A 25,106-nucleotide genomic window follows, 5' to 3' on the forward strand; every position below is an offset into this window, starting at 1 on the left:
GTGCGCCGCCACGACCGCGCACGCAGACGAGACTAAGCACCGCCATGAAAATTGATGAAAAAATGGAAGTAGCAGGCAGCGATCCGGCGGAGCGTTTCAGTGAAGGGCCACGCCTGCTGGCAGACATCGGCGGCACCAATGCCCGCTTCGTGCTGGAAACGCGCCAGGGCCACCTGGAAGCGGTGGCCGTGCTGCCCTGCGACGACTACGCTTCGCTGCTCGACGCCATCACCGCCTATATGGATAGCAGCGAGGCGCGCGCCGCCGGTTCGGCGCGCGTGCGCCATGCGGCCATCGCCATCGCCAATCCCATCGACGACGACAATATCCGCATGATGAACCATCACTGGTTCTTCTCGATCGAGGCGATGCGCACCGCGCTGGGCCTCGACACGCTGCTGGTGGTGAATGACTTCACGGCGCTGGCCATGGCCCTGCCCTATCTGCGGCCCGACCAGCGCCTGCAGATCGGTGGCGGCATGGCGCGCGCCGACAGCGTCATCGGCCTGCTCGGTTCGGGCACGGGCCTGGGTGTGTCGGGCATGATTCCCGCCGAAGACCGCTGGATCGCGCTGGGCAGCGAAGGGGGCCACGTCAGCTTCGCCCCCTGCGACCAGCGCGAGATGGATGTGCTGTCCTTCGCCTGGCGCGAACTGTCGCACGTCTCGGCCGAACGCCTCGCCTCCGGGCGCGGCCTGGAACTGATCTACCGCGCCCTGTCCGACCGGGCTGGCCGGCATGATGTGCAGCCGCTGCTGGCGGCCGACATCACCAGCCGCGCCCTGAACAATGAATGTGATGTATGTCTGGAGGCGGTGGACTGCTTTTGCGCCATCCTCGGCTCCATCGCCGGCAACGTGGCCATGACCCTCGGTGCGCTGGGTGGCATCTATATAGGCGGGGGCATCGTGCCGCGCCTGGGCCCCCTGTTCGAACAGTCGCAGTTCCGCGCCCGCTTCGAGCAAAAGGGCCGCCTGAACGAGTACCTGGCGCAGATTCCCACCTTCTTGATCACGGCCGAACTGCCTACTTTTCTCGGCATCGCCGCCATCCTGGCGCAAAAGCTCAAGCGCGCGCATTCCGGCGCGCCCGTGCTCGAATCGGTGCGCCAGGCGCGCGGGCGCATGAGCCCCTCCGAATGCAAGGTGGCCGACTGGGTGCTGAAGGAGCCGAACGCCATGCTGACCCTGCCGATTGCCGAAATCGCCCAGCGGGTCGGCGTCAGCCAACCCACGGTGATGCGCTTTTGCCGCTCGATCGGGGTGCAGGGCCTGGCCGATTTCAAATTGAAGCTCGCTTCCGGCCTGACGGGCGGCGCCATCACGGTGGCCCACTGCCACGTGGAGATTTCGGACTCCGACGCCGAACTGGCACGCAAGGTGCTGGGCAATAACGCCTCGGCCGCGCTGGCCCTGCGCGACATGCTCGATGTGAAGGCGCTGACGGCGGCCATCGAACTGCTGCGCGGCGCGCAGCGCGTGGAATTGCTGGCCGTGGGCAGCGCCCGCGTGGTGGCCGACGACATGCAGCACAAGCTGCTCAACCTGGGCATCGTCAGCAGCTTCTTTGCCGATCCGCAGGCACAGGAAATGAGCGCCGCCATGCTCAAGCCGGGCGACGTCGCGCTGGTGATTTCCCGCTCGGGCGCCCTGCCCGACCTGCTGCGCACCGTCAAGGTGGCGCATGGCTGTGGCGCGCGCGTGCTGGCCATTACGGCCAGCGGTTCGCCGCTGGCCAAACTGGCCGACGTGCTGCTGACATTGAACCACCCGGAAGGCAATCTCAATTTCGTGCCCATGATCGTGCGCCTGCTGCAACTGATGATGCTCGATATCCTGTCGGTGGGACTGGCGCGGCGCGACACGGCGCAGCGCACCAGCGCCGCCGAACTGGAAGAGGGACAATTGCACGGCATGCGCATCAGCGGCAAGCTGAAATTCGGTGGCCACCTCGAATAAGGCGGCGCACGCCGCCCCCGATACGGCCAGCGGCGCCACCGTGCATGACGTGGCGCGCGTGGCCGGCGTGTCGGCCATGACGGTATCGCGCGTGATCAACGGGCGCGCCAGCGTCAGCACGGCCACGCGCGACAAGGTCGAGGCGGCGATCACCAGCCTGCGCTACCAACCCAACCTGGCGGCCAGGGCGGCCCGCACGGGCACCCTGCGCATCGGCCTGCTATACAGCAACCCCAGCGCAGCCTTCCTCAGTGAATTTTTGGTCGGCGCCATGGACCAATGCCGCCAAGGCGGCGGCCAGCTGCTGCTCGAACGCTGCGAAGACCTGGATAGCCAGCGCGCCGGCATCGCCTGCCTGGTGGCGGCCGGCGTGGACGGCATCCTGGTGCCGCCACCCCTGTGCGATTCGCCTGAAGTGCTGGCGCAGCTGAATCAAATGGGCATCCCTGCCATCGCCGTAGCCACGGCGCGCCCCTCGCCCGATGTGTCGGCCGTGCGCATCGACGACTACGAAGGCGCGCTGGCCATGACGCGCCATCTGCTCACGCTGGGCCACCGCGACATCGGCTTCATCGAAGGCGATCCGGCGCACACCCCCGCCCTGCTGCGCCGCCAGGCCTTCGAGGACGCCATGCGGGAAGCGGGCTTGCCGGTACCGCCACACAGGGTGGCGCAAGGCTATTTCACGTATCGCTCGGGGCTCGACGCAGCGCGCCAGCTGCTGGCGCAACAACCTCCCCCCAGTGCCATCTTCGCCAGCAACGACGACATGGCTGCCGCCACCCTGGCCGTGGCGCACGGCATGGGTTTGCAAGTGCCGCAAGACGTGAGCGTATGCGGTTTTGACGATACGCCAGTGGCCACCACCGTCTGGCCGGAGCTGACCACCATCCACCAGCCCATCGCCGACATGGCGCGCGCCGCCGTCAATCTCGTCATCGACGAGATACGCCAGCGCCGCGCGGGAGAACCCGCGCCCGCCACGCATCGCCTGATGGAATTTACCCTGGTCGAACGGGCATCGTCGGGTAGGTATGCGCCGCCAGCGGAAAAGGGCCAACGCAGACCTTGATGCGGCCAGAACAGGCGATGCCCGCCACACGTGCCCGGCCCTACACCGCCTCGGTCAAGGCCGAGCTGCCGATGGAAGTGACGGCATAACCGTTGCGGCCAGCGCTTTTTGCCTTGTAGAGCGCCGTGTCGGCCGCCGTCAATAATGCCCCTGCCGTCGTATCGCCCTGGGCACTGAACGCCAAACCGACACTGGTGGCGACATGCAGACCGATGCCGCCGCAATCAAAGTGCACGACCATCTCTTGCACGATTTTCTTGCCCAGTATGGTGAGCTCGGACTGATCCGTCAGTTGTTCAAAAATGATGACAAACTCGTCGCCTGCCAGGCGCGCTACCGTGTCCGAGGCCCGGACGCAAGCTTTGAGCCGTTTGGCAAATTCAATCAACACCAGGTCGCCGATGCCATGCCCGTACGTATCATTTATTTTCTTAAAATAATCGATATCCAGATAGGCCAGCGCCAGGCCCGTACCAGCGCGCCGGGCGCGCGTCAATGCCGCGGTCAGCGCCTCGTCAAACATGCGCCTGTTGTGCAGGCCGGTCAGCATGTCAGTGCGCGCCAGAGCCGCGAGGTTGCTCTCCGCAGCTTCCCTCTGCAGCGACAGCGCATAAAATGCACGGCTCAGTTTTCCGAACTCGTCTTTGCGGGCGACATCAAACACCGCAATATCGGCATTGCCGGAGCGTATGCTCGCCACATGCCGGCCCAGATCACCCAAGGGACGCAAGAGCAGCATCACCGCGAGCCAGCCGGCACCACTGGCCAGGAAGGCGACGCCTGAGGAAGCAATGATGACTTTGGCATAAATATCGGTGATCGGCGTGAATGCTTCGCTTTCAGGGTAGACGGCGCCGATGATCCAATCGGCCGTGCGCAGACGCTTGTACGTGATAATCGCCTGCACGCCTTGCCTGGTTTTACCCTGCGTCCAGCCGTCGAATCCACGCAAGGCGGCCAGTGTGGAAGGCATCGCACCGCTCTTTTCATCAGTCTCTCGCATCAGGATGCGCGTCGCATCCGGATGGTGGAGTATCGTGCCGTCATCGGTCAACATGAACAGATAACCGCTCTTGCCCGGCTTGAGCTGCTCCCACTGGCCGAAAAATGTCGGGCTTTGCAAATTGATACCGCCAGCGATCACATACAGTAATTTGCCGGCTTCGTCATAGATCGGTTCGGTTACCAGCACAATGGGTTTGCCCGATAACAGGCTCTTGAATGGACGCGATATCACGCCTTCCCTGAACTTGACGGTATCGATAAAATATTCCCGCGTGGCGAAATTGAGTTTGCCGACCACGCGCCGGTCATTCATGCTGGCAATCAATTGCCCCGTAGCATCAAAGGCGACAAGATTAAAAAATTCCTCGCGCAGGGTGGGATGATTTTCAATAAATGCCTGCATCCGCTGCGGATGTTCATACACGTCCGCAGGTAGCCCTTCCGCCAACACCCTGAGCAGTGCTTTCTTCGCATTCAAGTCTTCGTCGATATATGCCGCCGCACTGGTCAGCAAGGCATATTGCTGATTGCCGATGACCGACGCCATCTGCCCTTGCGCGACATATAGCGATGTGAGCGCAACCGAACCCGTCGCGCACAGCACCAGCACGCCCACGAGCACAGTCATCTTGAATTTGAAGCTCCTGGGATTGAAAAACTTCCATATCTTATGCATGCGAACTTCCTTCTCAGCGCCCATGCTCTGTAAGGCGCACAAATCTACCAGGTGGCGCCGTGCATCACAGTGGGTGGAGCGGTATATTTTTCAGCGGATGACTTGGAGCCTATCCCCGCAGATGTATACACTCCCAGGATAGGCTCTTGACATGGCGAGAAAGCAAATCTTACGCCTATTATTGCAAAAAGGGCGCCATGGCGCCGCCTAATACACACACGCTACCCGTATCATCGCAATATAGTGCGCTCCAGCAACGATTCCACCAATTGCACCGACGGCGGGGCGCCGCCGGCGGCCAGGCAAGCGCCCGCCCCGGCCGCGACGGCAAAGCGCAAGTGCTGGCCGCCGTCGGCGTCAAGCCGGTACATCAGGCTGTACAGCAAGCCGCCGATGCTGGCGTCGCCCGCCCCCACCGAGTCGACCACCTCGATGGCGGGTGGCGCCGCCCGCCATGTTTGCTCGCCCTGGTACAGGGCCGCGCCCTGCGCACCACGCGTATATAAATAGGTGGCTTGCCGATTCCAGCTGCGCAGCGTGGCAAACGCGCCATCGATGTCGTCGTGGCGGAACAGGCCCGCCAGGTCTTCATCCGACACTTTCACCACGTCAGCCAACTCCGTCATGCGGCGCAAGGTGGCGTCGTAACGTTCATCCATCATGATGCGGAAATTCGGGTCGTAGCTGATGTTCACGCCGGCCGCTTTTAATTCCTGCGCCAGCGCTACCAGCTTGCCCGCCAGCGGTTCGCGCGCCAGGCTGATGCCACCGAAATGCACCCATTGCGCCCCCTGCATCCAGCCGCTGGGCAGCTGCGCCGCGTCAAAATGCAGATCGGCGCTGTCGTCGCCGATGAAGTAATAGGTGGGCGGATGCAGTTCATGCACGATGGCCAGCAGCGGCGACTTCGCATGGCGCTGCAAGAAACGCATGTCCAGGCCCGCCGCCTCGGTGGCAGCGGCCAGCGCGTCGCCAAAGACGTCGAGGCTGACGGCGCCGGCAAAGGCGCTGGGCACGCCCAGGCGCGCCATCACGCGCGCCACGTTCCAGGTCGAGCCGCCCACCTGGCTGCTCCAAGAGTCCGCGCCCGTGCGCAGCATGTCCGTCAGCGCTTCGCCGGCTGAAACGAATTGTGGAAAATCGCGTGAAAAAGCGGCGCTCATGCGGCACCGCCAAGCACGTTCAGCACTTCATAGCAAGCGCCCATGGTGTGGTAATCGACCTTGCCGGCCGGGCTTTTCTCCTTGCTGATCTTGCCGTTCTCGGGCGTCAAAATACGGTACCAGGCGCCGTGCTCATGGTCGACAAAATGCCGCCAGCTGTAATTCCATATCTTGTCGTAGCTGTGCCAGTAAGCTGCGTCGCCCGTACGCGCGGCCAGTACGGCGGCGGCGGCAAAGCTTTCCGCCTGCACCCAGAAGTATTTGTCGCCATCGCAGATTTCATCTTGCGGGCCAAAACCGTAATGGATGCCGCCATGCGCGCCATCCCATGCCTTGGCCAACGCCATGTCGTACAGGGCGCGCGCGCGCGGCAGCAGCCAGTCGGACGGACCGGCCATGAACCGGCTGTGGCGCTCCATGATCAGCAGCAGCTTGGCCCATTCCGTGAAGTGGCCGGGCTGGTAGCCCCACGGACGGAAAATATTGCTCTTGTCATGCAGGTTGTAGTCCCAGTCGATCGACCAGTCGGGTTTGTAGTGTTCCCAGATCATCCCGTTCGCCAGACCCGCCTGGCGCACGGTGATGTTGTGCGCCAGTGTCTCCGCGCGGTGCAGATAGCGCGCCTCGCCGGTCGCTTCAAAAGCAGCCAGCATGGCTTCGCAGGCATGCATGTTGGCGTTCTGGCCCCGGTAGCCGTCAAGCGTCGCCCAGTCGGCGCTGGCGACGTCCGCATACAGGCCGTGTTCGGGCAGCCAGAAGTGCTGTTCCATCAATTCGAAGGTCTCGTCCAGATACGCGCGCGCTTCCGGCATCCCTGCCTGCAAGGCGTGGGCATAGGCGAGCAGCACGAAGGCCAGGCCGTAGCAGTGGTTGGCGCCGTCTTCCACCGTCTTGACGCCGTCTTGCCACTTCAATTGCCACGCGTAGCCGCCCGTGGCCGGGTCGCGGTGCACGTCGCGCAAAAAGGCCACGCCGTGGCGCAGGGCCGCCTGGTAATCGTCATCGCCAAAATGGCGGTAAGCCATGGCGTAATTGAAGATGAAGCGCGTGCTGCTGACCAGATGGCGCGTGCTGGCGTCGTACACCGTGCCGTCATCGAGGAAGAAATGGTAAAAGCCGCCGCTCGCATCGATGGCGCGCGGGTGATAAAAGTGCATCGTGTGCAGGATATGCTTTTCGAGCATTTCCCTGGAGCGGAAATCGGGAGTCATGGGTCTCTCATGATATTGTTATCGATAACAATGATGATAGCATGCCGCCTCCACGCCGTCATGCCCAGTCAGGGGGTCTTGAACAGCCTGAGCTTTTCACGCCACAGTGCCGCCTGCGCGGGGTCGGGCGCCTGTCCCAGTTCGCCGTTATCGTACACCTTGACCAGCCGCTCGATCGCTTCCACGTCGCCCTGCTTCGCCGCCAGCAGGTACAGCGCGAAGGGCTTGGGCGCCGGCCCTTGCCGGGTTGGGCCGCCACGCCCCTGCTCCAGCAGCCGCGCGAAGCCCGTCTGGCCCGGTGGACTTTTAGCAATGGCCGCCATCTCGTACCAGCCCAGGGCAGCTTCGTCGCTTTGCGGCACGCCCTGCCCTACTTCATACGCGTACGCGACATTGTTCAAGCCGGGTGGATCGAGCACCTTGGCCGCCTGCATATACCAGCGAAATGCCTCCTTGCGCTGCGCATCATCGTGCGCCGTCATCATCAGGCGGTAGCCGATTTCATTGTAGGCGGGGATGAAGCCGTTTTCCGCATAGTACTTCAGCCAGTGCAGTGCGTGCGCCTGTTCTTCCGGGCTGCTGCGGATAGTTTCAAAGTGCTGGGCCACCATGAAGTTGGCCAGTTCCACGCCTTGCGCAGCGCCCTTGCGCGACCAGTATTCGCCCAGCTTGCGGTCGACTGCGATGCCCTGGCCCAGCGTATAGGCCACGCCCAGGAACGCCTGCGCCGGGCCATAGCCGCCTTCGGCCGATTTTTTCATCCATGCCAGGCCCGCGTCATAGTCGCGCGGCGTGCCCTCGGCGCCGTGCAGCATTTGCGCCAGCTCCAGCTGGGCGACGGTGTCGCCCCCTTCCGCCGCGCGACGCGCCTTGTCGAAGGCGGCGACTTTGTCTGGCGCCAGGTCGGCAGGACGGTTGATCACCGCCTGCACGCGCGCGCGCATCTCGTCCTGGCCCGTCATATCGAATTCGACCAGCGCCGGATGCTGGCGCGGTTCTTTGGTGGACGCTGGCTGCGCCAAGGCCAGGCTCAAGATGAACAGCATGGCCTTCATTTGTTTTCCTTTTCAGCCAATTTGCCGCGCCACTCGGCGGCGTCTTCGGCATTCGCCTGCTGCCCAAGTTCGCCTTTGACATACACATCAAGCATGCGCCGCATGGCGGGCAAGTCGCCGCTCCATGCCGCCCGCTCGTACCAGACCAGGGCCCACTTGTCCGACTGCGCCACGCCCAGGCCCAGTTCGTGTGCGCGGGCCAGGTTGCGCATGCCGGCCGGCTGCTTTTCACGCGCCGATCTTTGATACCAGGTGTAGGCCTCGCCGCGCTGCTGCTCGTCGGTGGCTGCGCGCATCAGATGCTCGCCCAAAGCGTTATAGGCAGGAACAAAGTGCTGTTCGAGCGCCGCCGCCTTCAGCCATGTGATGGCCAGCGCCTGTTCTTCGGCACGGCTCTCGCCGTTGATGAATTCCAGCGCCAAAATGGTTTGCGCCAGTTCGTCGCCTTGCGCCACGCCCTTGCGCAGCCAGTACTCGCCCTGTACGCGGTCGATGGGCACCTTGCCACCCACCGTGTAGGCCAGGCCCAAGGCCGATTGCGCCGGCGCATAGCCGCCTTCGGCAGACTTGCGTACCCAGACCATCGACTGCGCCGTGTCTTGCGGCGTGCCGACGCCCAGCTGCAGCATGCGCGCCAGCGCCAGCTGCGCCTCCACATCGCCCCCTTGCGCGGCACGCTGCGCCTCGGCAAACTCGGCGATACTTTCCGGGCTGCTGGCCCGCGCATCCGCCCTTGCCTGAATGGCGATCAGCTGCAGTTCGAGCAAGGTGGGCGAGGTTTGCGCCAGGACGGGCAGCGGCAGTAGAAAAGGAATCAGCAAAAGTAATTTCTTGGGCATGCGACGGTGTCGGGAAGAAGAAAACACGCATGGTAGCTGATGCCACGTCAGACAGGCGCGCACTGCACGGGAAGTTTGACAGGGCATCCCGGCAGGCTTACATTGCATCAACTAAACCAACCTGCCCAGGAACACCATGAACCGTCTGTCCAAATTCGCCTTGACCTTGCTCCTGGCCACCTCCATGGGCGCCAGCGCCGCCGAAACCCAGCTGGCCGGCTGCGCCGCCAAGCGCGAAAGCATCCGCAGCGAATTGCGCCAGGCGCAGGAACAGGGCTTGTCCGACAAGGTTGCCGGCCTCACGCGCGCGCTCGACGAAGTCAACGCCCACTGCCGCGACAGCAGCCTGGTCGAACGCCACAACAAGAAGGTGCTGAAGGCGCAGGCCAAGGTGAACCAGACGGAGCGTTCGCTGCGCCTGGCCCAGGAAGCTAACAAAGAGCCAAAAAAAATCGCCAAGCTGGAAGGCAAGCTGGAAAAGGCCAAGGCGGAACTGGCCGCCCTGCAGGCGCAGCAGCTTTAAGTTTTCTCCCCCAGCAGTTGATAAATGCTGGAAAAATCCAGCGCGCCCGATCCCGCCTTGCTGTGCAAACTATATAAATTGCGCGACAAGGCGCCCAGCGGCACGGCCGCGCCGCTGGCCAGCGCGCTTTCCACGGCCAGGCCCAGGTCTTTCAACATCAGGTCGACGCCAAAACCGCCCGTGTAACCGCGCGACGCGGGCACGTTCTCGGCCACGCCCGGGCACGGGTTGTACACCTCCAGGGTCCAGTTGCGGCCCGAGCTTTTCGCCATCACGTCCGACACCACCTTCGGGTCCAGGCCATTGGCCACGCCCAGGCGTATGGCTTCGCTGGTGCCGATCATCAAAATCCCCAGCAGCATGTTGTTGCAGATCTTGACCGTCTGCCCACAACCCGAGCCGCCCGCGTGGAAAATCGCCTTGCCCATGATCTCCAGGTAAGGCCGCGCCGCCGCCAGCGCCGCCTCTTCGCCGCCCACCATGAAGGTCAGGCTGCCGTTGGTGGCGCCCGCCGTGCCGCCCGAAACGGGCGCGTCCAGCATGGGCAAGCCCTTCTCCTGCGCCGCGCGACCCACCTGGCGCGCCGCTTCGGTGGAAATCGTCGAACAGTCGATCAGCAAGGTGCCGGGCCGCGCCTGCGCCAATATACCCGCGTCGCCAAAAGAGTTACCCAAGTACGCCCCCAGCACGTGGCGGCTGGCCGGCAGCATGGTGATGACGATGTCGGCCGCGTGAATCGCCGCCGCCTGGTCATCGGACACCAGGCCACCGCCATCGGCAAACTGCCGCACGCTGGCCGGCAGCAAATCGAAGCCCGTCACGGCATGGCCGGCGCGCACCAGGTTTTGCGCCATGGGCAGCCCCATGTTACCGAGGCCGATGAAAACGATATTGGTGCTCAAGCTCATCCCTGCCCCTTATTTCATCGAAATGGTGGTATTGACGCCGCTGCCGCCGTCGTCCGGGGCGAACCAGCGCGCCGTGACGGTTTTGGTCTGCGTCCAGAAGTACAAGGCTTGCTTGCCATTCGGGCCCAGGTCGCCCAGTTTCGAGGCGCGCGATCCCGTAAAACTGAAATACGCGACGGGCACGGGAATGGCCACGTTGATGCCCACCTGCCCCACGTCGATCTCGTTCTGGAATTTGCGCCCCGCCCAGCCGGACGAGGTGAAGATCGAGGTGCCGTTGCCGTTCGGGTTGGCGTTGATGAAGGCGATGGCCTGGTCCAGCGTATCCGTCTCGACCACGCACATGGCGGGGCCGAAAATCTCTTGCGTATAGACGGAGTTCGATGCTGCTACCTTCGAGAAAATCGTCGGCCCCATGAAGTTGCCGCCTTCGTAGCCCGCCACCTTGTGGCCACGGCCATCGAGCAGCAGCTGCGCGCCTTCATCCACGCCGGCCTGTATCAGTTTTTCCGCCCGTTGCATGGCCGCTTTCGAGACCATCGGCCCCAGGTCGGCATCGCGGTCGCTGCCCGGCCCCACCTTCAGCGCCTGCGAGCGGGCGACGATTTCCGGCAGCCAGGAGCGCGCTTCGCCCACCAGCACCACGACGGAATTAGCCATGCAGCGCTGGCCGGCCGCGCCGAATGCCGCGCCGATCAGGTTATTGATCGCTTGTTCCTTGTTGGCGTCAGCCAGCACCACGCAATGGTTTTTCGCGCCCATCATCGACTGCGCGCGCTTGCCCGATTCGCTGGCGCGGCGGTACACATGCGTGCCCACATGGGTGGAGCCGATGAAGGACACGGCCTTGATGTCGGGATGGTCGCACAGCATGTTGACGACGTCCGCGCCGCCATGCACGACGTTCAGCACACCCGCCGGCAAGCCCGCCTGGTACATCAGTTCGACCAGGTACATGGTCGACGACGGGTCCTGCTCCGACGGTTTCAGGACGAAGGTATTGCCGCAGGCGATGGCGATGGGGAACATGAAGCACGGCAGCATGACGGGGAAGTTGAATGCCGTGATGCCGGCGCCCACGCCCAGCGGCTGGTAGATGTTGTAGACATCGACGCCCGTGGCCGCGTTTTCCGCAATTTCTCCCAATTGCAGGGTGGCGATCGAGCACGCGTGCTCCACCACTTCCAGGCCGCGCATGACCTCCCCTTCCGCGTCGGGCAAGGTCTTGCCGTGTTCGCGCGTGATCAGTTCGGCCAGGGTAGCGATGTTTTCGCGGATCAGGTGCTGGTACTTGAGCATGATGCGCATGCGCGCCGCCAGCGGAGTATTGCGCCAGGTCTTGAATGCTTCCTTGGCCGTGGCGACGGCGAGGTTGACTTCATCCAGCGTGGAAAACGGCACCTTGGCGACGATTTCCTGCGTGGCCGGGTTGACGACATCGCGCCATTCGGTGCTGAGTGACGCGTGGTGCTTGCCGCCGATATGCAGGGGGATGGCGGTGACCGGTGTAAGTGCTTGGTTCATTGTCAGAGACTCCGTGCTTATTTTTTAACGAGGTTGCATGCCGCCGCATCCATAGGCTTGAAGGCCTGGTCGGCGGGGATGGTGGACAGCACTTTCAGGTAATCCCACGCGCCTTTCGATTCAGCCGGGGTTTTCACCTGCACCAGGTACATATCGTGGATCACGCGGCCGTCGGGACGGATCGAGGCGTTGTTCATGACGGCGTCCTTGATGGGCAACTGGCGCATTTTTTCGGCGACGATTTTCGAATCGTCGCTTTTGGCCGCCGCCACCGATTTCAGGTAGTGGTACACGCTCGAATACACGCCCGCCTGCACCATGGTCGGCTTGGCGCCCTTGTTGAGTGCCTCGAAACGCTTGGCGAAGGCGCGGCTGCGGTCATCGAAATCCCAGTAAAAGCCGTCCGCGTAGACCAGGCCCTGCGCCGTTTCCAGCCCCAGCGCATGCACGTCGGAGAGGAACACCAGCAAAGCGGCAAGGCGCTGGTCCTTGCCGCTGCCGATGCGAAATTCGCGTGCCTGCTTGATGGCGGAGACCACGTCTGCGCCGCCGTTGGCCAGGCCGATCACCTGCGCTTTCGAGCCTTGCGCCTGCACCAGGAAGGAAGAGAAATCGGACGCGTTGAGCGGATGGCGCACGGCACCCAGCACCGTGCCGCCATTGCGCTTGACGACTTCGCTGGCGTCTTTTTCCAGCGAATGGCCGAACGCATAATCGACGGTGACGAAGTACCACGATTTCTGCCCCAGCTTGGTCAATGCCGCCGCCGTGCCGGCCGCCTGCGAATACGTGTCGAACATCCAGTGGAAGCCGTTCGGCGAGCAATCCTCGTTCGTCAATCGCCCGGTGGCGGGGCCGCTGAACATGGCGATGCCGCCCTTCTCTTTCATGAGCTTTTGCACGGACAGGGCCACCGAGGAATTGGTCAGGTCGGCAATGGCGTCGACCTTGTCGCGGTCTATCCATTCGCGCGCCTTGGAGGCGGCGATGTCCGCCTTGTTCAAATGGTCGGCCGAGAGGATTTCGATCTTCATGCCCTTGCATTCGGCTTTCAGGCAATCTTCGACGGCCATCTGGCTGGCGATGACGGAACCGCGCCCGCCCATGGCCGAATACGGGCCGGACATGTCGGTCAGGATGCCGACCTTGACGACGCCATCGGAAATTTGCGCCTGCGCGGCGCCAAAGGAAAGGGTGAGCGCCAGCGCGCCCATGGCCAGAACGGTTTTTTTCATGCGTGTCTCCAGGTGGATGGGTTTTCTTATATGTGTAGATGCATTCTGCATGTGTAAAAATATGCACTCAAGTGAAATTAATGCATAATTCCTTTGCAAAAATGCACAAGGAGGGTCGGCCATGCTCGATTGGGACAATGTACGGGTATTCCTGGAACTGACGCGCAGCGCCGGCCTCGTCGATGCGGCGAAAAAGCTGGGCATCGACCATTCCACCGTGTCGCGGCGCATGCGCAAGTTCGAGGAGCAGGTGGGCACGCAGCTGTTCGACCGCAATTACGTGGGCTACCAGCTGACGCCCGAAGGCCACCGCCTGATGGAATACGCGGAAAGCATGGAAAGCACGGTGTTTGCCGCCACCGAGGAGCTGGGAGAGCACAACCGGCTGCTGTCGGGGCAGGTGCGCCTGGGCGCCACGGAAGGTTTCGGCGCCATCGTGCTGGCGCCCCACCTGGCGCAGTTTTGCGGGCGTTACCCGCACATCAGCGTGGACCTGATCGCCGTGCCCCGTTTCGTCAGCCTGTCCAAGCGCGAGGCGGACGTGGCCATTTCCATCGAGCGCCCCCTGTCCGGCCCGTATGTGGTGACGAAGCTGTCCGACTACCGGTTGAAACTGTACGCCACGCCAGCCTACCTGGCGCGCCACGCGCCCATCACCAGCGTGGCGCAACTGGCGCAGCACCCCATCATCGGCTACGTGGACGACCTGGTCTTCAGCGCGGAGCTGCGCTACATGGATAATGTGGCGCCCGATTCCCTGCGCGCGTTTCGCAGCACCAGCGTGATCGCCCAGTACCACGCGGCGCGCACGGGCCAGGCGCTGGCGATCTTGCCCTGCTTCGTGGCCCAGCAGTCGAACGAACTGCTGCCCGTGCTCGACGGTGAGATCGACCTGCTGCGCGCCTTCTGGATGATTTCACCGAGCGAGCGGCGCAACATCGCGCGGGTCAGCGCCCTGTGGAATTACCTGCGGGCCGCCATCGACCTGAATCACGCTTACCTGATGGGCGAGACGTCCACGCCCAGCTGGCCAAGCTGACTGCGCGCTACACTGTCGCCACATACTAATGAGGAGAATGCCATGCTGATGGATGCGAACCAGGCGGTACTGGTCATTGTCGACCTGCAAGGCCGTTTGATGCCGGCCATCCACGATGCCGGCCTGGTGCTGGCGCAAAACTTGCGCCTGGCAAAGATCGCTCGCCTGCTCGACGTGCCCGTGCTGGGCACGGAACAAAACCGCCAGGGGCTGGGGCCGAACGTGGAAGAGATCGCCGCCCTGTGCGAACGGACCTTGCACAAGACGCATTTCGGCGCCTGTGCCGACGGCTTGCAAGCCATGCTGCCTGCGGGGCGCAGGCAAATCGTCGTCACGGGTTGCGAAGCCCATGTGTGCATGTTGCAGACAGCCATCGGTTTGCTGCAGCTGGGGTATGAAGTCATCATCGCCATCGATGCCGTCGGCTCGCGCCAGGCCGCCAGCCGCGATGCGGCACTGGCCCGCCTGGGCAAGCTGGGCGCCCACTTGGTGACGGTGGAAATGCTGGCCTTCGAGTGGTTGCGCGACTGCAAGCACCCGCGTTTCCGCGACGTGCTGGCACTGATCAAATAGCCACTCTCACGCAATAGACCAGCCTAGAAATAACGCACCCACGCCTGCTGCGACGTGCGCTTGTAATTGGCAAACGCGCGGCAAGGGAAATACAGCACGGGCATCAGGGCCAGCGCGATCAGCCACACTTGCCAGATATGTTCGACGCCATAGCGGGCACCGCGATTCGCACCCAGCACAGCCGTCAAGGTGATGCCTATCACCAGCAGCAAGTACAGGTGCAGCAAGTAGTAAAACATGGGCGCGCCGCCAAAGGTGGCGCAGGCCCGCGTGAACCAGTTATCGACACTTTCCAGCCAGGCCAGGCCCAGCAAGCCCAGGCCCAGGGTGAACAGCAGAAAGTCCAGCGACGGCGGATACTTGGTGAAGTTCAGCACGCTCATGGCCGTGCGCAAGGCCGTGTCGCCCGCCACCCATGGCAGGGTTTCGCCGTAGATATTGAAACCGCGCAGCACGGCCAGCAGCAGCAAGCTGCCGCCGCCCAGCGCAAGCAGGCAGCGCCGCCTGGCCTCGGCGCTGAAGGTACGCGCATACAGGGGACCTGCCGCATAACCAAGCACGATCACGCCTATCCACGGCAGCAGCGGATAGCTGACCTTGATCTTCATGGCGCCATCGGCCACCAGGTAACCGCGTTGCAGCAACACCGTTAGCAAATAGTAGCCAAGGCTACCCTGTTCAGCGTGCAACCAGGTAAACAAATGCTGGCCGGCGATAATCGCCACGCCCAGCAGCGCCAGCACTTTCAACGGCAACTTGTGCAGCACGGCCAGCGCCATCATGGCCAGGCCGATGACCCAGATCACCTGCAGATACAGCACGGGCGGCGGAAACGCCCCGCTCCAGGCGAAGTTGACGAACACCAGTTCCAGCAGCACCAGCAGCAAGCCCCGCTTGAACAAAAAACCCGCCGCACTGCGGGGCCCGGCAGCCGGATGCGCGTACAGCCAGGCCGAGAGGCCCGTCAGGAAAACGAACATTGGCGCGCACACGTGGGCGGCCAGGCGCGTGAAGAACAGGGCCGGATCGACGTGGGCCGCATCCATCGGGTCGCTGACCTGGTGGTGTAAAAAGACGGTTTCACGCACATGGTCGAACAGCATGATCAGCATGACGAGACCGCGCATCACGTCAATGACGGCGATGCGGGTGCGCAGGGTGGAAGGAGAAGTCAATGTCATGGTCATCCATTAAAAACGGTAATGTGCATTCAGGGTCACCGTACGCTCCGCCCCCGGCGCCACCCACAACTGGCTATAGGAACTCGCATAGTAGCTGCGATTGAACAGGTTTTCCACGTTCAAAGCCAGGCGCAGTTTCGCAGTCGGCGAATACGACGCCAGCAATTTGGCCGTCGTGTAGGCCGGCAGAGTAAATTTGCTGCTGACGGCCACGTCGCCCAGGCGCTCGCCCACATATTGCACACCGCCGCCCACGCTGGCCGTGCCCGTGCCGAGCGCGAATTGCTGCGTGGCCAACAGATTGGCACTGTGGCGCGGCACGTTGGCGAAGCGGCTGCCCGTGACGATGGTATTGTCGCCGCGCGTGACGGTGGCGTTGGTGTACGCATAGGCGCCCGAGAGGCGCAAGCCGCGCGCCACTTCACCTGCTACGTCGAGTTCCAGGCCCCGGCTGCCCACCTCGCCCGCCGCGATGGCGAAGTCCGTGTTGGCGGGATTCGTCGTCAACACATTGCTCTTGCGGATGTCATACACGGCCAGAGTGCCCGTCAGCTTGCCCGTCTCCAGCTTCGCGCCCAGCTCATACGAGCGGCTGCGCTCTGCGGGGAAAGCCTGGTTATCGATGCTGATGCCGCTATTGGGCCGGAAGCCCTTGGCCGCACTCGCATACAGCGACCATATTTTCGACGGCTGGTACACGAGACCCGCGCGTGGGCTGGTGGCCGACAGCGACTGGCGGTTGCTCACGTTCAGGCGATTGTTCCTCACGTCCTGCATATACGTATCGTGGCGCACGCCGACCAGCGCCTTCCATTGCGCGCCCAAGTCCAGTTGATCTTGCGCATACAGGCCGCGCGCCTGTTGTCCTTCCTGCGTGTCGATGGACAGGGCCAGCGGAGCCGCCTTGCCGCCGTACACGGGTGCAAAAATATCGATGGCATAGGCATTCGCGGCCGATGGATTGCGGCGCAGCTGCACCCGATGGTCGTCGAAATGATAGGCGTCGACACCGGCCAGCACCTCGTGCGCCAGCGCGCCTGTCCTGAACTTGCCCAGCACTTCAACGCGGGCCGAGACATCGGTGGACGAGAAATCGCGGTGGCGGCGCTGGCGGTTCAGGGTGCGGCCATCGGCCAGCAGCTTGTTCGCCTCGGTCGAATAGCCGCTCAATTCGCTGTCGCGGTAGGAAACGCCCGCCTGCAGCGTCCAGTCGTCGGACAACGCATGATGGATAAATAACTGCTGCCCCAGCGACTTGACCGTCATGTGGCCATCGCCTGGTTCGCCCAGGAAGCGCGACACAGGCACGGCCCCCAGCTGGCCATTCACGGCCAGCACGCCCCGGTCGAACGGCGCGCGCTGCCGCACCGCTTCGATTTCATACGACACGGTCGTGTGCTCGCCCACCAGCCAGAGGAAGGACGGAGAAAACAGGCTGCGCTCGACCTGCAGCGTATCGCGGAAGCTGTGTCCTTCTTCATGCGCCGCGTTCAAGCGGTAGGCAAAGCTGTCGCTCAAGGGCCCCGTCAAGTCCAGCGCGACGCGGCGCGTCTGGAAACTGCCGAAGGAGAGGTCGGCGCTGTAGTCGGGCGCGAACTTCGGCTTCTTGGTGGTGATGTTCACCGTGCCGCCCGGTTCGCCCCGGCCATACAGGGCCGACGCGGGGCCTTTCAGCACTTCCACATTCTGCGTGTTGCCGGCGTCGCGCATGCCGTTGTAGCCGCGGCTGGAACTGAAACCGTTGACCATGTAGTCGGAACCGAAATTCGGGTCGCCCGTAAAGCCGCGCATGGCGTAACTGTCCCACAGGCCGCCCAGCGGGCTTTGCTTCGCGATGCCGCTGGCCAGGTCCAGCGCGCCGGCCAGGGTCGTCACGCCCGCGTCGCGCAGCAGGTCGCCAGTCAGCACGCGCACGCTTTGCGGTAAATCCATCAGCAAGGCATCCGTCTTGGTGGCGCCCGTGGCGGACAGGCTGCGGTAGTGCTGGCGCTCGGCGCTGACAGTGACGACATCGTCGGCTTGCGCGGGCTCAAATGCAGATGACCAGGGACTGGCGGCGGCCAGCAAAAGCGCCACGGGGCGGCGTAAAAACACGGACATGGGATTCCTGACTATGGGCAATTCAATGCAATAGGCTTGCATTATAATTGATAATCAATTCTCATTAAAGCCCTCGTGAGAAATCTGCGCCAGAAAGTCCACAAACACTTGCACTTTGGCCGCGCGCAAGTGGTGCGGGTGGGACAGCGCCTGCACGATGCCGCAGCCCGCTTGAGCGGCTCACGGAAGACGTGGAAATGCCCAGGCGCTGGGCTTGAAAACGCCCGCCTCGACCACCACACAAAATACCTGTGCTGCCAGCCTGTCCATGCCTGTCGCCCAGTGGCTCCTTGATGCCGGCGATTATCCACGATACTGAAATAGTGCATCGTGCCGCGCCCCGTTTTTCTTTGTGCCCTCTCCGCCTAGGCATGCGGCACAAACCGATGGCAGCGCGCGGCAAGCCGGTGGGGGATATGGCTGATTGAATGCCTGCTGGTTAATTGCAGGCGGAAGCGCTATTATGCAAGAATAAACTTGCATAATAGAATGAGGTCGGGCATGCGTGAACAACTGGAAAAACTGCTGGCGCAGGGACGCGACAGCGCCCTGCTGCGCTTTGGCCTGGGAGATGCTTACCTGAAAGACAATGACGCGCAGCAAGCGGCCACTCACCTGGCGCAAGCCACCATACAGCAGCCAGGCTATTCCGCCGCCTGGAAACTGCTGGGCAAGGCATTGCACCAACTGGGCCGGCTGGATGAAGCGCAGGCTGCCTGGACGACGGGCATGACTGTGGCCCAGCAGCAAGGCGACCTGCAAGCTGTCAAGGAAATGACAGTGTTCCTGAAACGCCTGCAAAAACAGCGGCAGGCGACAGAGTAAAACAGTTTAGTGCGCGTGCGCCGCGCCCTTGGTCTCAAGAGGCACCGCCTCGCCCCGTTCTTTCGCCAGGCGCTTGGCCAGCAAGCCGCCCGCTTCGGCCGCATAGGCGCGGCAGGCGTTGGCGTCGATCAGGGGATTGCTTGTAGCGCTGCGCTTGGCCGCCTTGCCCAGCACGTCCGTCGTGCCCGGATGCACGGGGATGATGATGTCGCATGGCAAAGCGGACACCTTGGCGATGCTCGCTTCGAACGAGGCGGAAATATCCGGCGTCTTGCCCTTGCCCGCGCCTTTGCCCGTATAGCGGAATTCGCCGCTGGCATACGGGTTCAAGCTGTCCGCGTACACCACGTTCAGGCAGCGCGCGCCTTCGCACGAGGTCCAGGTCCACGTCGTGCCGCCGGGCGTGTGGCCCGGTGTCATGTGGGCCGTCAAGGTCACAGGGCCCACCTTGACCGTATCGCCCTCGCCCACTACCTTGACCTTGGCGACTTTGGCGACATGCACGACGGGGTCGGCCTGGTATTGCGGATCATCGTTGCCATTGGTGCCGCTTTGCAGCCCCAGGGCGCCCGAGGCGCTGGCCACCACCGTGGAGCCGCTGGCCCGTTGCAGCGCGGCAATGCCGCCCGCATGGTCCCAATGCGCATGCGAATTGAGAATATATTTCACATCCTCGATGCGAAAGCCCAGCGCCTTGACGCTGGCGATGATCAGGGGCGCCGATTGCGGCAGCGCGCCGTCAAGCAAGATATGGCCCTGCGGACTCGTCACCAGCACGGCGGACAGGCCGGCCGTGCCCACATACCAGCTATTGCCATGGATATTGAATGGCTTGACGGGCGCGTTCCATTCTTTGCAATTATCGCAATCGACAGGTTTATTCTGCACCGGTGCCGGCGTTTTTGCCTGCACTGTACCTGCCGTCATGGTCGCAACCGTCGCCAGCATCAACTTCGCCAATAGTGTCATCTTCATCTCCAGAGTGTAAAAAAAGGGCGCCCGCACTGGCGCGCCCGGGGGGGTATCAATGCATGCGGCCAGTCCTGTCGGCCAGGATGTCGCGGATATGTCCGGCGTCGAGCGAGCGCCGCTGCGCACCGTCGGCGTCCAGCAGCACCACGGTGACGTGCTTGCCGCCGCTGCGCATGCGCATGGTCAGGCAGCTGCCCGCCTCGTGGCTGCTGCCCGTCTTGGACAGCAGAATGTCCCAGCCCTTGCCGCCCACCAGCGGGTTGGTATTGTGCAAGGTGCGCGTCTTGCCATTGACGGCTACGCTGGCTTGCGGGTGGCTGGTGATGCGCGCGATGTCCGGATAGCGCGCGGCGGCGGCCACGATCTTCGCCACCTCGCTGGCCGTGGACGTATTCGCCGGCGAGCTGCCGACGGGATCCGTCAAGGTGGTGCGGCTCAAGCCCAGACTGTGTATCTTCGCTTGTAGCGCTTGCGCAAAGGCCGTGTTGCCACCGGGATAGGTGCGCGCCAGCGCGGCGGCGGCGCGGTTTTCGGACGGCAGCAGCGCCAGTTGCAACAGCACGCCGCGCGACACGGCCACGCCGTCGGCCAGCAGGCTGTGGCGCTGCATCGATGCAGCGCCATCGGCGCGCACGATGCGCAGCTTTTCATCGGGATCGAGGCCCGCGTCCAGCACCACCATGGCCGTCATCAGCTTGGTAATCGAGGCAATCGGCACCACGGCGTCGGCATCCTTCGCCATCAGCACCTGGCCCGTGCTGTCGTCAAATACCAGCATGTGTTTCGCGCTGACGGGCAAGGCCAGCATGCCGGCGGCGGCATCGGACAAGGTTGCCGCATTGACCACAGGCTTGCCCTGCATCTGCAGCAAGAGGGTGGCGCAGGCCAGCAGCAAGGCGGGCACGGCCAGTTTCCAGCCGGCCGTGTCGGGGCCGGGCAGCATCAGCCGTTCGATGCGCGTCAGCAACGCCCCGCCCCGGGCAGACATCAACAAGCCGCAGTGTTGCGGCACAGCCGTGTGCAGGGACAAGGCATGCAGCGCCGTGGCCAGCTGCTGCGAGTCTTGCAGCGCTTGCGCAGCCAACGCGTCGGCCACTTGTTCGCGTTCGGCCCGCATGCGCGCCGACAGCCACCAGACGACGGGGTGGAAGAACAGCAGTGCCTCGACCACACTTTGCAAGAGATTGACCAGGTAATCCCAGCGCCGCACGTGCCCCAGTTCATGCGCCAGCAGCGCTTCCAGCAAGGCAACGGGCATGCCACTCAACAAGGCGGCCGGCAGCAGGATGACGGGACGCCAGAAACCCACGGTCACGGGGCTGGCCAGTCCCGCATGCAGCTTCAGCGGCGGTCGCCGGTACAAGCCCATGCGCAAGGCCAGCGCATCGAGGCGCGCTTGCCAGATGGCCGGGGCGGCCACGGCCTGGCGGCGCAGCTTGCCGACCCAGGCCAGGCCCAGGCACAGGCGCAAGCTCATCAAGCCAACGCCGGCGCTCCAGGCCAGCACCAGAGCCGGCATCCACGCTTGCAGCGCGGCGCGCCAGGCGGGTGGCGCGGCCATCGCCAGCCGGACCGGCGAGGCGCCCGCATCCGATAGCAGCGAGAGCAGATGGACGGTGGGAATACATAGGCACAGCAGCAGCGCCAGCGCGCAGACGGCATAGCGCCAGCGCGCGCTGGCGTGGCGCAGCAGCCAGAGCAGTACAGCGGAGACGGCGCCGACGATCACGCCTTGCCAGACAAAATACAGCAAGACCCAGCCCAGCGCCGGAACGAAGTTGCCCAACTCTATGCCCAAGCGCATGTCCGGGTTCATGGCTGTTTGCCATCCTTGCTGCGCAGGATTTTTTCAATTTCCAGGCGTTCCGCGTCGCTCACGTGCTCGCGCAGCGCCGTCAGCACCAGCGCCTTGCCGGAACCGGAAAACACCTTGCCGATCAAGTCCTTGAGCAGACTCGTTTGCAGCTTTTCCTGCGCTTCGACGGCTGCATACAGCTGCGGCCGCAGGCTTTCATCGCGGCTCAGCAGCCCCTTGCCATGCATCAGTTGCAGCTGGCGCAGCACGGTGGCGTAGCTGGCGTCGGCACGCTCTGCGGCCAGGGCCTCATACACGGCGCGGGCGTCGGACGGACCGCGCTGCCACAGGATGCGCAGCAAGTCCAGTTCGGCGGCGGTGGGATGGAGAGTGGAGGTATTTTTTAACATGCCGCTAGAATACCCATTCTAGAACTTCATGTCTAGAACTTTTTTTCTAGACTGTGGAAGCGGCTAAAATTCGCGCAAGCGGTCGAACAACTCCAGCAAGGCCGCCTCATCGACGAGTAGCGCCGCCTGCCCACCCAGTTGCTGCAGTTGCTGCTTTAGCTGTGCCAGCAGCTCCGCCAGCGCCGTGTAGATTTCCTCGCGCTCGACCGTCTCGATGATGCTCGCACGCCGTTCGATCTTGTTGAATGCATCCACATAGGCGGTGACCATCGCCTCCAACGCGGCGGCCGCCGCCGTCGCCTCCATGGCGGCATCGATGCTGCGCGTCACGGCCAGCATGTTCTTGTAAGCCAACGCCGCCTTTTTCGCATACGCAGGAGAAATATGCTCGCGGCCATCCCAGTCGCGGAACGGGTTGAGCAGGTTTTCAGCCAGCCATTCCGGCTTGCGCGGCTTGGTCACCGATAAATCCAGTCCCTGCGCCGCCGCTTTCTTGTAGCCGGCCTTGATGGCCTTGGCGGCATCGGCAGGCAAGCTGGTCAGCCACAGGGCCGACAGCTTCGGCAATTGCGTGGCCGATGGAAACTCCTCCGCCGTGAAACCGAACAGATCATAGGCGCTGAACATCTGCAACTGGGTCAGCTGCGCAAGGCTGGTCATCTGCGACGCCAGTCCCGGCTTGCCCCAGATGCGCAATGCCGTCAGATGGGGAAAGCGCCGCGCCACTTGCGCCAAATCAACTTCTTTCATGCTCACCAGCGACAAGCCGCCCAGCCGGTCGAGACCATGGAACGGCGGCAGCGTATGCGTACACTGGAGTGTCAGATGGCGGCCATCCGCGCCATCCTCGATGCGCAGCGCCGGCGATGGCGCGCTGCGCAGCGCAAGCAGGCTCAAGCCTTCGTTCAAGACCAGGCTGCTGACACCATCGGGCTGCAGGATCAGGCGGCTCAAGCCGCTGCCGCTGAAATCGAGCGCATGGATGGTCGATGATTGCCAGTGCAGCTCATTGATGAAGGGATTGCCCTGGATAAACTCCATCAATGCCTGCGTGCCGGCGCTGGTCTCGATGGACATCAAACAAGGCAGTTGCTCCAGCTCGGACAGGTCGTCCAGCGCCTGCAAGACGCTGTCATTGATTTTCGTCGCGTCCTGCCGGAAGACCTGGCCGCCGAGCGTCACTTCACGCTCGTCCGACGCGGCCTTGAATTGCTGGCGCCGCAACGGATCGATGCGCTCCCAATTCCGCTGGCGCAGCACGCTGTCGCCCACGTTCCAGCCGCTGCGGTAGCTGTTGACTTCCACATCCACCAGCGGCGCGATATTGCCAACGAGGGTATGGCCAGGCGGCACGTTCGCCGTGGCATAGCAGTGATCGTGGCGATTATTCCAGAAGAAATAATCGCACAGCAGCGGCCGCATGGCTTGCACGGCCGCCGCATCGGGCAAGGCGTCACCGGTCCAGTCCAGCTCCAGCACGGCAGCTACCGGCCTGGACGATGAAGCATTTTTGATGCGGGTGATCTGGCAAGCCACATACTGCTGCAGCTCGGACGAAAACACACTGTAAACATCGCCAACATTCGCTAGCACGCAACTTCCTCTCAAAACACCTGACGGTCGAATGTTGAAAGATAGCAAAAATGATGGCGCAGTGTCGTCCTGTTCAGTCCACGTGCAGCTTGTGATGCATGCGGCGCAGTCCCAGCCACACGCCGGCCGCCACGAAGGGCACCAGCGCGCCGACGAGGATTTCCGGATTCACGGGCAGCCCCATCACCTTGGCCGCCTTGCCCGTGTAGCTGAACAGGCCGATCACGTAATACGAAATGGCCGCCACGGAAAGTCCTTCCACCGCCTGTTGCAAGCGCAGCTGCTGCGCCGCGCGGGTGTTCATCGATTGCAGGATTTGCCGGTTTTGCAATTCCTGCACGATGCCCACGCGCGTGCGCAACAAATCATTCGTGTTGGCGATGCGCTGCGCCATCGCTTCCTGGCGGCTGGCCATCGCTTCGCACGTGTTCATGGCAGGCGTCAAACGGCGGTCCATGAATTCCTCGACCGTGGGTATGCCCTCGATGCGCACTTCGCGCAACTCCTCGATGCGCGCCTTGACCAGGCCCATGTAGGCTTTCGAGGCGGAAAAGCGGTAGCTATTGTCGAGCGACAGCTTTTCAATGCGGGCCGCCAGGCGCGTGATTCGGTCAAGCAAGGCTTGCTCGGCAACGCCCTCGTCGGCCTTGGCCAGGCCCGGCGCGTCATCCGTGTCGACCATGGCGGCGGCCAGGGTCGCCAATTCATTCTCGATGGCATTCAGCGACGGCGCCGCCTGCATGGCGTAGGGCAAGCCCAATAATGCCATCATGCGGTAGGTTTCGATTTCCAGCACGCGCTGCACCAGGCGGCCCGACTGCTGCGAGCGCATGCCCGCATCGCGGATGACGAAACGGCTGAAGCCGTCAGACTGGATGGTGAAATCCGTCCATAATTCGCCCCCCTGCAACACCTTGCTGCCGGCCAAAGTATTGCCCTCGAATACGCGCGACAAGCCCTGCATGAAGATCTCGGCCGGTTCCGTCGCCTGCTCCAGCACCACGTGCGCGGCCACCATCAGCTTGCCCTTCAAGCCCACCAGCCATTGCTGCGGCAACTGCTCCAGGGGCATGCGCTCGAACGCCTGTTCCAGGGGCAAGGCTTGGCCCGGATGTTCGGCGAAGGTAAACGTGGCAAATTCCGTGTGGCATTCCCATTTCAGGCGGAAGCGGCCAAAGTCGTAATAAAAATACTTGGCTTCGGCAGCGGGCGGCGTGACGCCGAAATGCGTGCACAGGGCCGCCAAAGTGGCGTGCTGGGCCGCCATATTCGACGCGCCCGGCGCCGCGCTGTCATCCTTGTACACGGCCAGATGGGTGATCAGCTCGGGGGCATCGAGCTGCAAAAACGGCCGCGAGTGGATTTCCGCAGCCAGCGGCACGCGCAAGGCGTGGTTCAAACTGGAGTTAATCAAGTGCATGATCGCCAAAGGTAAAGTTGCAAAACTGC

Annotated in this window: 21 protein-coding genes; 6 read left to right on the forward strand and 15 right to left on the reverse strand. The window is 63.2% G+C overall.

The features are described 5' to 3' along the window. The first annotated feature begins 44 nt into the window (after positions 1–44). The gene (locus ACQ4W7_RS08255) at positions 45–1,958 is read left to right on the forward strand and encodes a glucokinase (protein ID WP_426073005.1); all 1,914 of its coding nucleotides are present in this window, start codon (positions 45–47) and stop codon (positions 1,956–1,958) included. After that, positions 1,942–3,030, forward strand: a complete 1,089-nt coding sequence (locus tag ACQ4W7_RS08260) for a LacI family DNA-binding transcriptional regulator (RefSeq protein ID WP_436529710.1) — start codon at positions 1,942–1,944, stop codon at positions 3,028–3,030. The genes ACQ4W7_RS08255 and ACQ4W7_RS08260 overlap by 17 nt, the downstream gene beginning before the upstream one ends. Positions 3,031–3,070: 40 nt before the next feature. Here ACQ4W7_RS08260 and ACQ4W7_RS08265 read toward each other — a convergent pair whose 3' ends face one another. The 5 genes from ACQ4W7_RS08265 to ACQ4W7_RS08285 all read right to left on the reverse strand — a co-directional run bounded on the left by ACQ4W7_RS08265 (position 3,071) and on the right by ACQ4W7_RS08285 (position 8,961). Beyond that, complete coding sequence (locus ACQ4W7_RS08265) at positions 3,071–4,711, reverse strand: diguanylate cyclase domain-containing protein (RefSeq protein WP_426073007.1); 1,641 nt, start codon at positions 4,709–4,711, stop codon at positions 3,071–3,073. Between the two features lie 230 nt (positions 4,712–4,941). Further along, positions 4,942–5,874, reverse strand: a complete 933-nt coding sequence (locus tag ACQ4W7_RS08270) for a carbohydrate kinase family protein (RefSeq protein ID WP_426073008.1) — start codon at positions 5,872–5,874, stop codon at positions 4,942–4,944. Further along, positions 5,871–7,085 carry an AGE family epimerase/isomerase gene (locus tag ACQ4W7_RS08275; RefSeq protein ID WP_436529713.1) on the reverse strand — a complete coding sequence of 405 codons (1,215 nt, stop codon included), beginning with the start codon at positions 7,083–7,085 and terminating at the stop codon, positions 5,871–5,873. Before ACQ4W7_RS08275 ends, ACQ4W7_RS08270 begins: the two co-directional genes overlap by 4 nt. Before the next feature lie 68 nt (positions 7,086–7,153). Next, positions 7,154–8,140, reverse strand: a complete 987-nt coding sequence (locus tag ACQ4W7_RS08280) for a tetratricopeptide repeat protein (RefSeq protein WP_436529715.1) — start codon at positions 8,138–8,140, stop codon at positions 7,154–7,156. Beyond that, entirely contained in the window at positions 8,137–8,961 is an 825-nt protein-coding gene (locus tag ACQ4W7_RS08285) for a tetratricopeptide repeat protein (protein ID WP_426073011.1), read from the reverse strand. Before ACQ4W7_RS08285 ends, ACQ4W7_RS08280 begins: the two co-directional genes overlap by 4 nt. A gap of 154 nt (positions 8,962–9,115) precedes the next feature. Between ACQ4W7_RS08285 and ACQ4W7_RS08290 the strand changes: the two genes are divergently transcribed. Continuing rightward, the gene (locus ACQ4W7_RS08290; protein ID WP_436529717.1) at positions 9,116–9,502 is read left to right on the forward strand and encodes a DUF1090 domain-containing protein; all 387 of its coding nucleotides are present in this window, start codon (positions 9,116–9,118) and stop codon (positions 9,500–9,502) included. Here the strand turns inward: ACQ4W7_RS08290 and mmsB are convergent. From mmsB to ACQ4W7_RS08305, 3 genes are read right to left on the reverse strand one after another with little or no spacing between them, the layout of a single operon-like run. Next, positions 9,499–10,410, reverse strand: a complete 912-nt coding sequence (gene mmsB, locus ACQ4W7_RS08295; RefSeq protein ID WP_426073013.1) for a 3-hydroxyisobutyrate dehydrogenase — start codon at positions 10,408–10,410, stop codon at positions 9,499–9,501. The two genes, ACQ4W7_RS08290 and mmsB, sit on opposite strands and share 4 nt — an antisense overlap. A 9-nt stretch (positions 10,411–10,419) precedes the next feature. Continuing rightward, complete coding sequence (locus tag ACQ4W7_RS08300; protein WP_436529720.1) at positions 10,420–11,934, reverse strand: CoA-acylating methylmalonate-semialdehyde dehydrogenase; 1,515 nt, start codon at positions 11,932–11,934, stop codon at positions 10,420–10,422. 17 nt (positions 11,935–11,951) lie between these two features. After that, positions 11,952–13,169, reverse strand: coding sequence for an ABC transporter substrate-binding protein (locus ACQ4W7_RS08305; protein ID WP_436529722.1), 1,218 nt, complete (start codon positions 13,167–13,169; stop codon positions 11,952–11,954). Between the two features lie 121 nt (positions 13,170–13,290). Between ACQ4W7_RS08305 and ACQ4W7_RS08310 the strand changes: the two genes are divergently transcribed. After that, positions 13,291–14,208, forward strand: a complete 918-nt coding sequence (locus ACQ4W7_RS08310; protein WP_426073016.1) for a LysR family transcriptional regulator — start codon at positions 13,291–13,293, stop codon at positions 14,206–14,208. Positions 14,209–14,250: 42 nt separating this feature from the next. Continuing rightward, a complete protein-coding gene (locus tag ACQ4W7_RS08315; protein ID WP_436529724.1) occupies positions 14,251–14,781 on the forward strand; it encodes an isochorismatase family protein in 531 nt (176 codons plus the stop codon). Positions 14,782–14,804: 23 nt separating this feature from the next. Here the strand turns inward: ACQ4W7_RS08315 and ACQ4W7_RS08320 are convergent, their stop codons facing one another. Continuing rightward, positions 14,805–15,968 (reverse strand): acetyltransferase domain-containing protein, encoded by a 1,164-nt coding sequence (locus ACQ4W7_RS08320; RefSeq protein WP_436529726.1) that lies wholly within the window; start codon positions 15,966–15,968, stop codon positions 14,805–14,807. A gap of 3 nt (positions 15,969–15,971) precedes the next feature. After that, positions 15,972–18,062 (reverse strand): TonB-dependent siderophore receptor, encoded by a 2,091-nt coding sequence (locus ACQ4W7_RS08325; RefSeq protein WP_436529728.1) that lies wholly within the window; start codon positions 18,060–18,062, stop codon positions 15,972–15,974. Between the two features lie 501 nt (positions 18,063–18,563). Here ACQ4W7_RS08325 and ACQ4W7_RS08330 point away from each other — a divergent pair. Further along, positions 18,564–18,887 (forward strand): tetratricopeptide repeat protein, encoded by a 324-nt coding sequence (locus ACQ4W7_RS08330; RefSeq protein ID WP_436529730.1) that lies wholly within the window; start codon positions 18,564–18,566, stop codon positions 18,885–18,887. A gap of 6 nt (positions 18,888–18,893) precedes the next feature. On the opposite strand, the gene bla is transcribed toward ACQ4W7_RS08330, so the two are convergent. The 5 genes from bla to ACQ4W7_RS08355 form a co-directional block, all read right to left on the reverse strand. Continuing rightward, positions 18,894–19,856: a subclass B3 metallo-beta-lactamase gene (gene bla / locus ACQ4W7_RS08335; protein WP_436529732.1), complete on the reverse strand. Its 963-nt coding sequence runs from the start codon at positions 19,854–19,856 to the stop codon at positions 18,894–18,896. Positions 19,857–19,911: 55 nt separating this feature from the next. Beyond that, entirely contained in the window at positions 19,912–21,663 is a 1,752-nt protein-coding gene (locus ACQ4W7_RS08340; RefSeq protein WP_436529734.1) for a M56 family metallopeptidase, read from the reverse strand. Positions 21,664–21,671: 8 nt separating this feature from the next. After that, positions 21,672–22,064, reverse strand: coding sequence for a BlaI/MecI/CopY family transcriptional regulator (locus tag ACQ4W7_RS08345; RefSeq protein ID WP_436529736.1), 393 nt, complete (start codon positions 22,062–22,064; stop codon positions 21,672–21,674). A 63-nt stretch (positions 22,065–22,127) separates the two neighbouring features. After that, positions 22,128–23,657, reverse strand: coding sequence for a hypothetical protein (locus tag ACQ4W7_RS08350; RefSeq protein ID WP_436529738.1), 1,530 nt, complete (start codon positions 23,655–23,657; stop codon positions 22,128–22,130). Between the two features lie 73 nt (positions 23,658–23,730). Further along, complete coding sequence (locus ACQ4W7_RS08355) at positions 23,731–25,077, reverse strand: DUF3422 family protein (protein ID WP_436529740.1); 1,347 nt, start codon at positions 25,075–25,077, stop codon at positions 23,731–23,733. Positions 25,078–25,106: the final 29 nt, after the last annotated feature.

Source organism: Janthinobacterium algoris (assembly GCF_051380935.1).
GTDB lineage: Bacteria > Pseudomonadota > Gammaproteobacteria > Burkholderiales > Burkholderiaceae_D > Janthinobacterium.

Excerpts from the sequence above, each read along its gene's own strand:
- ACQ4W7_RS08255 (WP_426073005.1), top strand. The coding sequence starts at position 45 with ATGAAAATTGATGAAAAAATGGAAGTAGCAGGCAGCGATCCGGCGGAG.
- ACQ4W7_RS08265 (WP_426073007.1), bottom strand. The coding sequence starts at position 4,711 with ATGCATAAGATATGGAAGTTTTTCAATCCCAGGAGCTTCAAATTCAAG.
- ACQ4W7_RS08270 (WP_426073008.1), bottom strand. The coding sequence starts at position 5,874 with ATGAGCGCCGCTTTTTCACGCGATTTTCCACAATTCGTTTCAGCCGGC.
- ACQ4W7_RS08275 (WP_436529713.1), bottom strand. The coding sequence starts at position 7,085 with ATGACTCCCGATTTCCGCTCCAGGGAAATGCTCGAAAAGCATATCCTG.
- ACQ4W7_RS08280 (WP_436529715.1), bottom strand. The coding sequence starts at position 8,140 with ATGAAGGCCATGCTGTTCATCTTGAGCCTGGCCTTGGCGCAGCCAGCG.
- ACQ4W7_RS08290 (WP_436529717.1), top strand. The coding sequence starts at position 9,116 with ATGAACCGTCTGTCCAAATTCGCCTTGACCTTGCTCCTGGCCACCTCC.
- mmsB (WP_426073013.1), bottom strand. The coding sequence starts at position 10,410 with ATGAGCTTGAGCACCAATATCGTTTTCATCGGCCTCGGTAACATGGGG.
- ACQ4W7_RS08300 (WP_436529720.1), bottom strand. The coding sequence starts at position 11,934 with ATGAACCAAGCACTTACACCGGTCACCGCCATCCCCCTGCATATCGGC.
- ACQ4W7_RS08305 (WP_436529722.1), bottom strand. The coding sequence starts at position 13,169 with ATGAAAAAAACCGTTCTGGCCATGGGCGCGCTGGCGCTCACCCTTTCC.
- ACQ4W7_RS08310 (WP_426073016.1), top strand. The coding sequence starts at position 13,291 with ATGCTCGATTGGGACAATGTACGGGTATTCCTGGAACTGACGCGCAGC.
- ACQ4W7_RS08315 (WP_436529724.1), top strand. The coding sequence starts at position 14,251 with ATGCTGATGGATGCGAACCAGGCGGTACTGGTCATTGTCGACCTGCAA.
- ACQ4W7_RS08320 (WP_436529726.1), bottom strand. The coding sequence starts at position 15,968 with ATGACCATGACATTGACTTCTCCTTCCACCCTGCGCACCCGCATCGCC.
- ACQ4W7_RS08325 (WP_436529728.1), bottom strand. The coding sequence starts at position 18,062 with ATGTCCGTGTTTTTACGCCGCCCCGTGGCGCTTTTGCTGGCCGCCGCC.
- ACQ4W7_RS08330 (WP_436529730.1), top strand. The coding sequence starts at position 18,564 with ATGCGTGAACAACTGGAAAAACTGCTGGCGCAGGGACGCGACAGCGCC.
- bla (WP_436529732.1), bottom strand. The coding sequence starts at position 19,856 with ATGACACTATTGGCGAAGTTGATGCTGGCGACGGTTGCGACCATGACG.
- ACQ4W7_RS08340 (WP_436529734.1), bottom strand. The coding sequence starts at position 21,663 with ATGCGCTTGGGCATAGAGTTGGGCAACTTCGTTCCGGCGCTGGGCTGG.
- ACQ4W7_RS08345 (WP_436529736.1), bottom strand. The coding sequence starts at position 22,064 with ATGTTAAAAAATACCTCCACTCTCCATCCCACCGCCGCCGAACTGGAC.
- ACQ4W7_RS08355 (WP_436529740.1), bottom strand. The coding sequence starts at position 25,077 with ATGCACTTGATTAACTCCAGTTTGAACCACGCCTTGCGCGTGCCGCTG.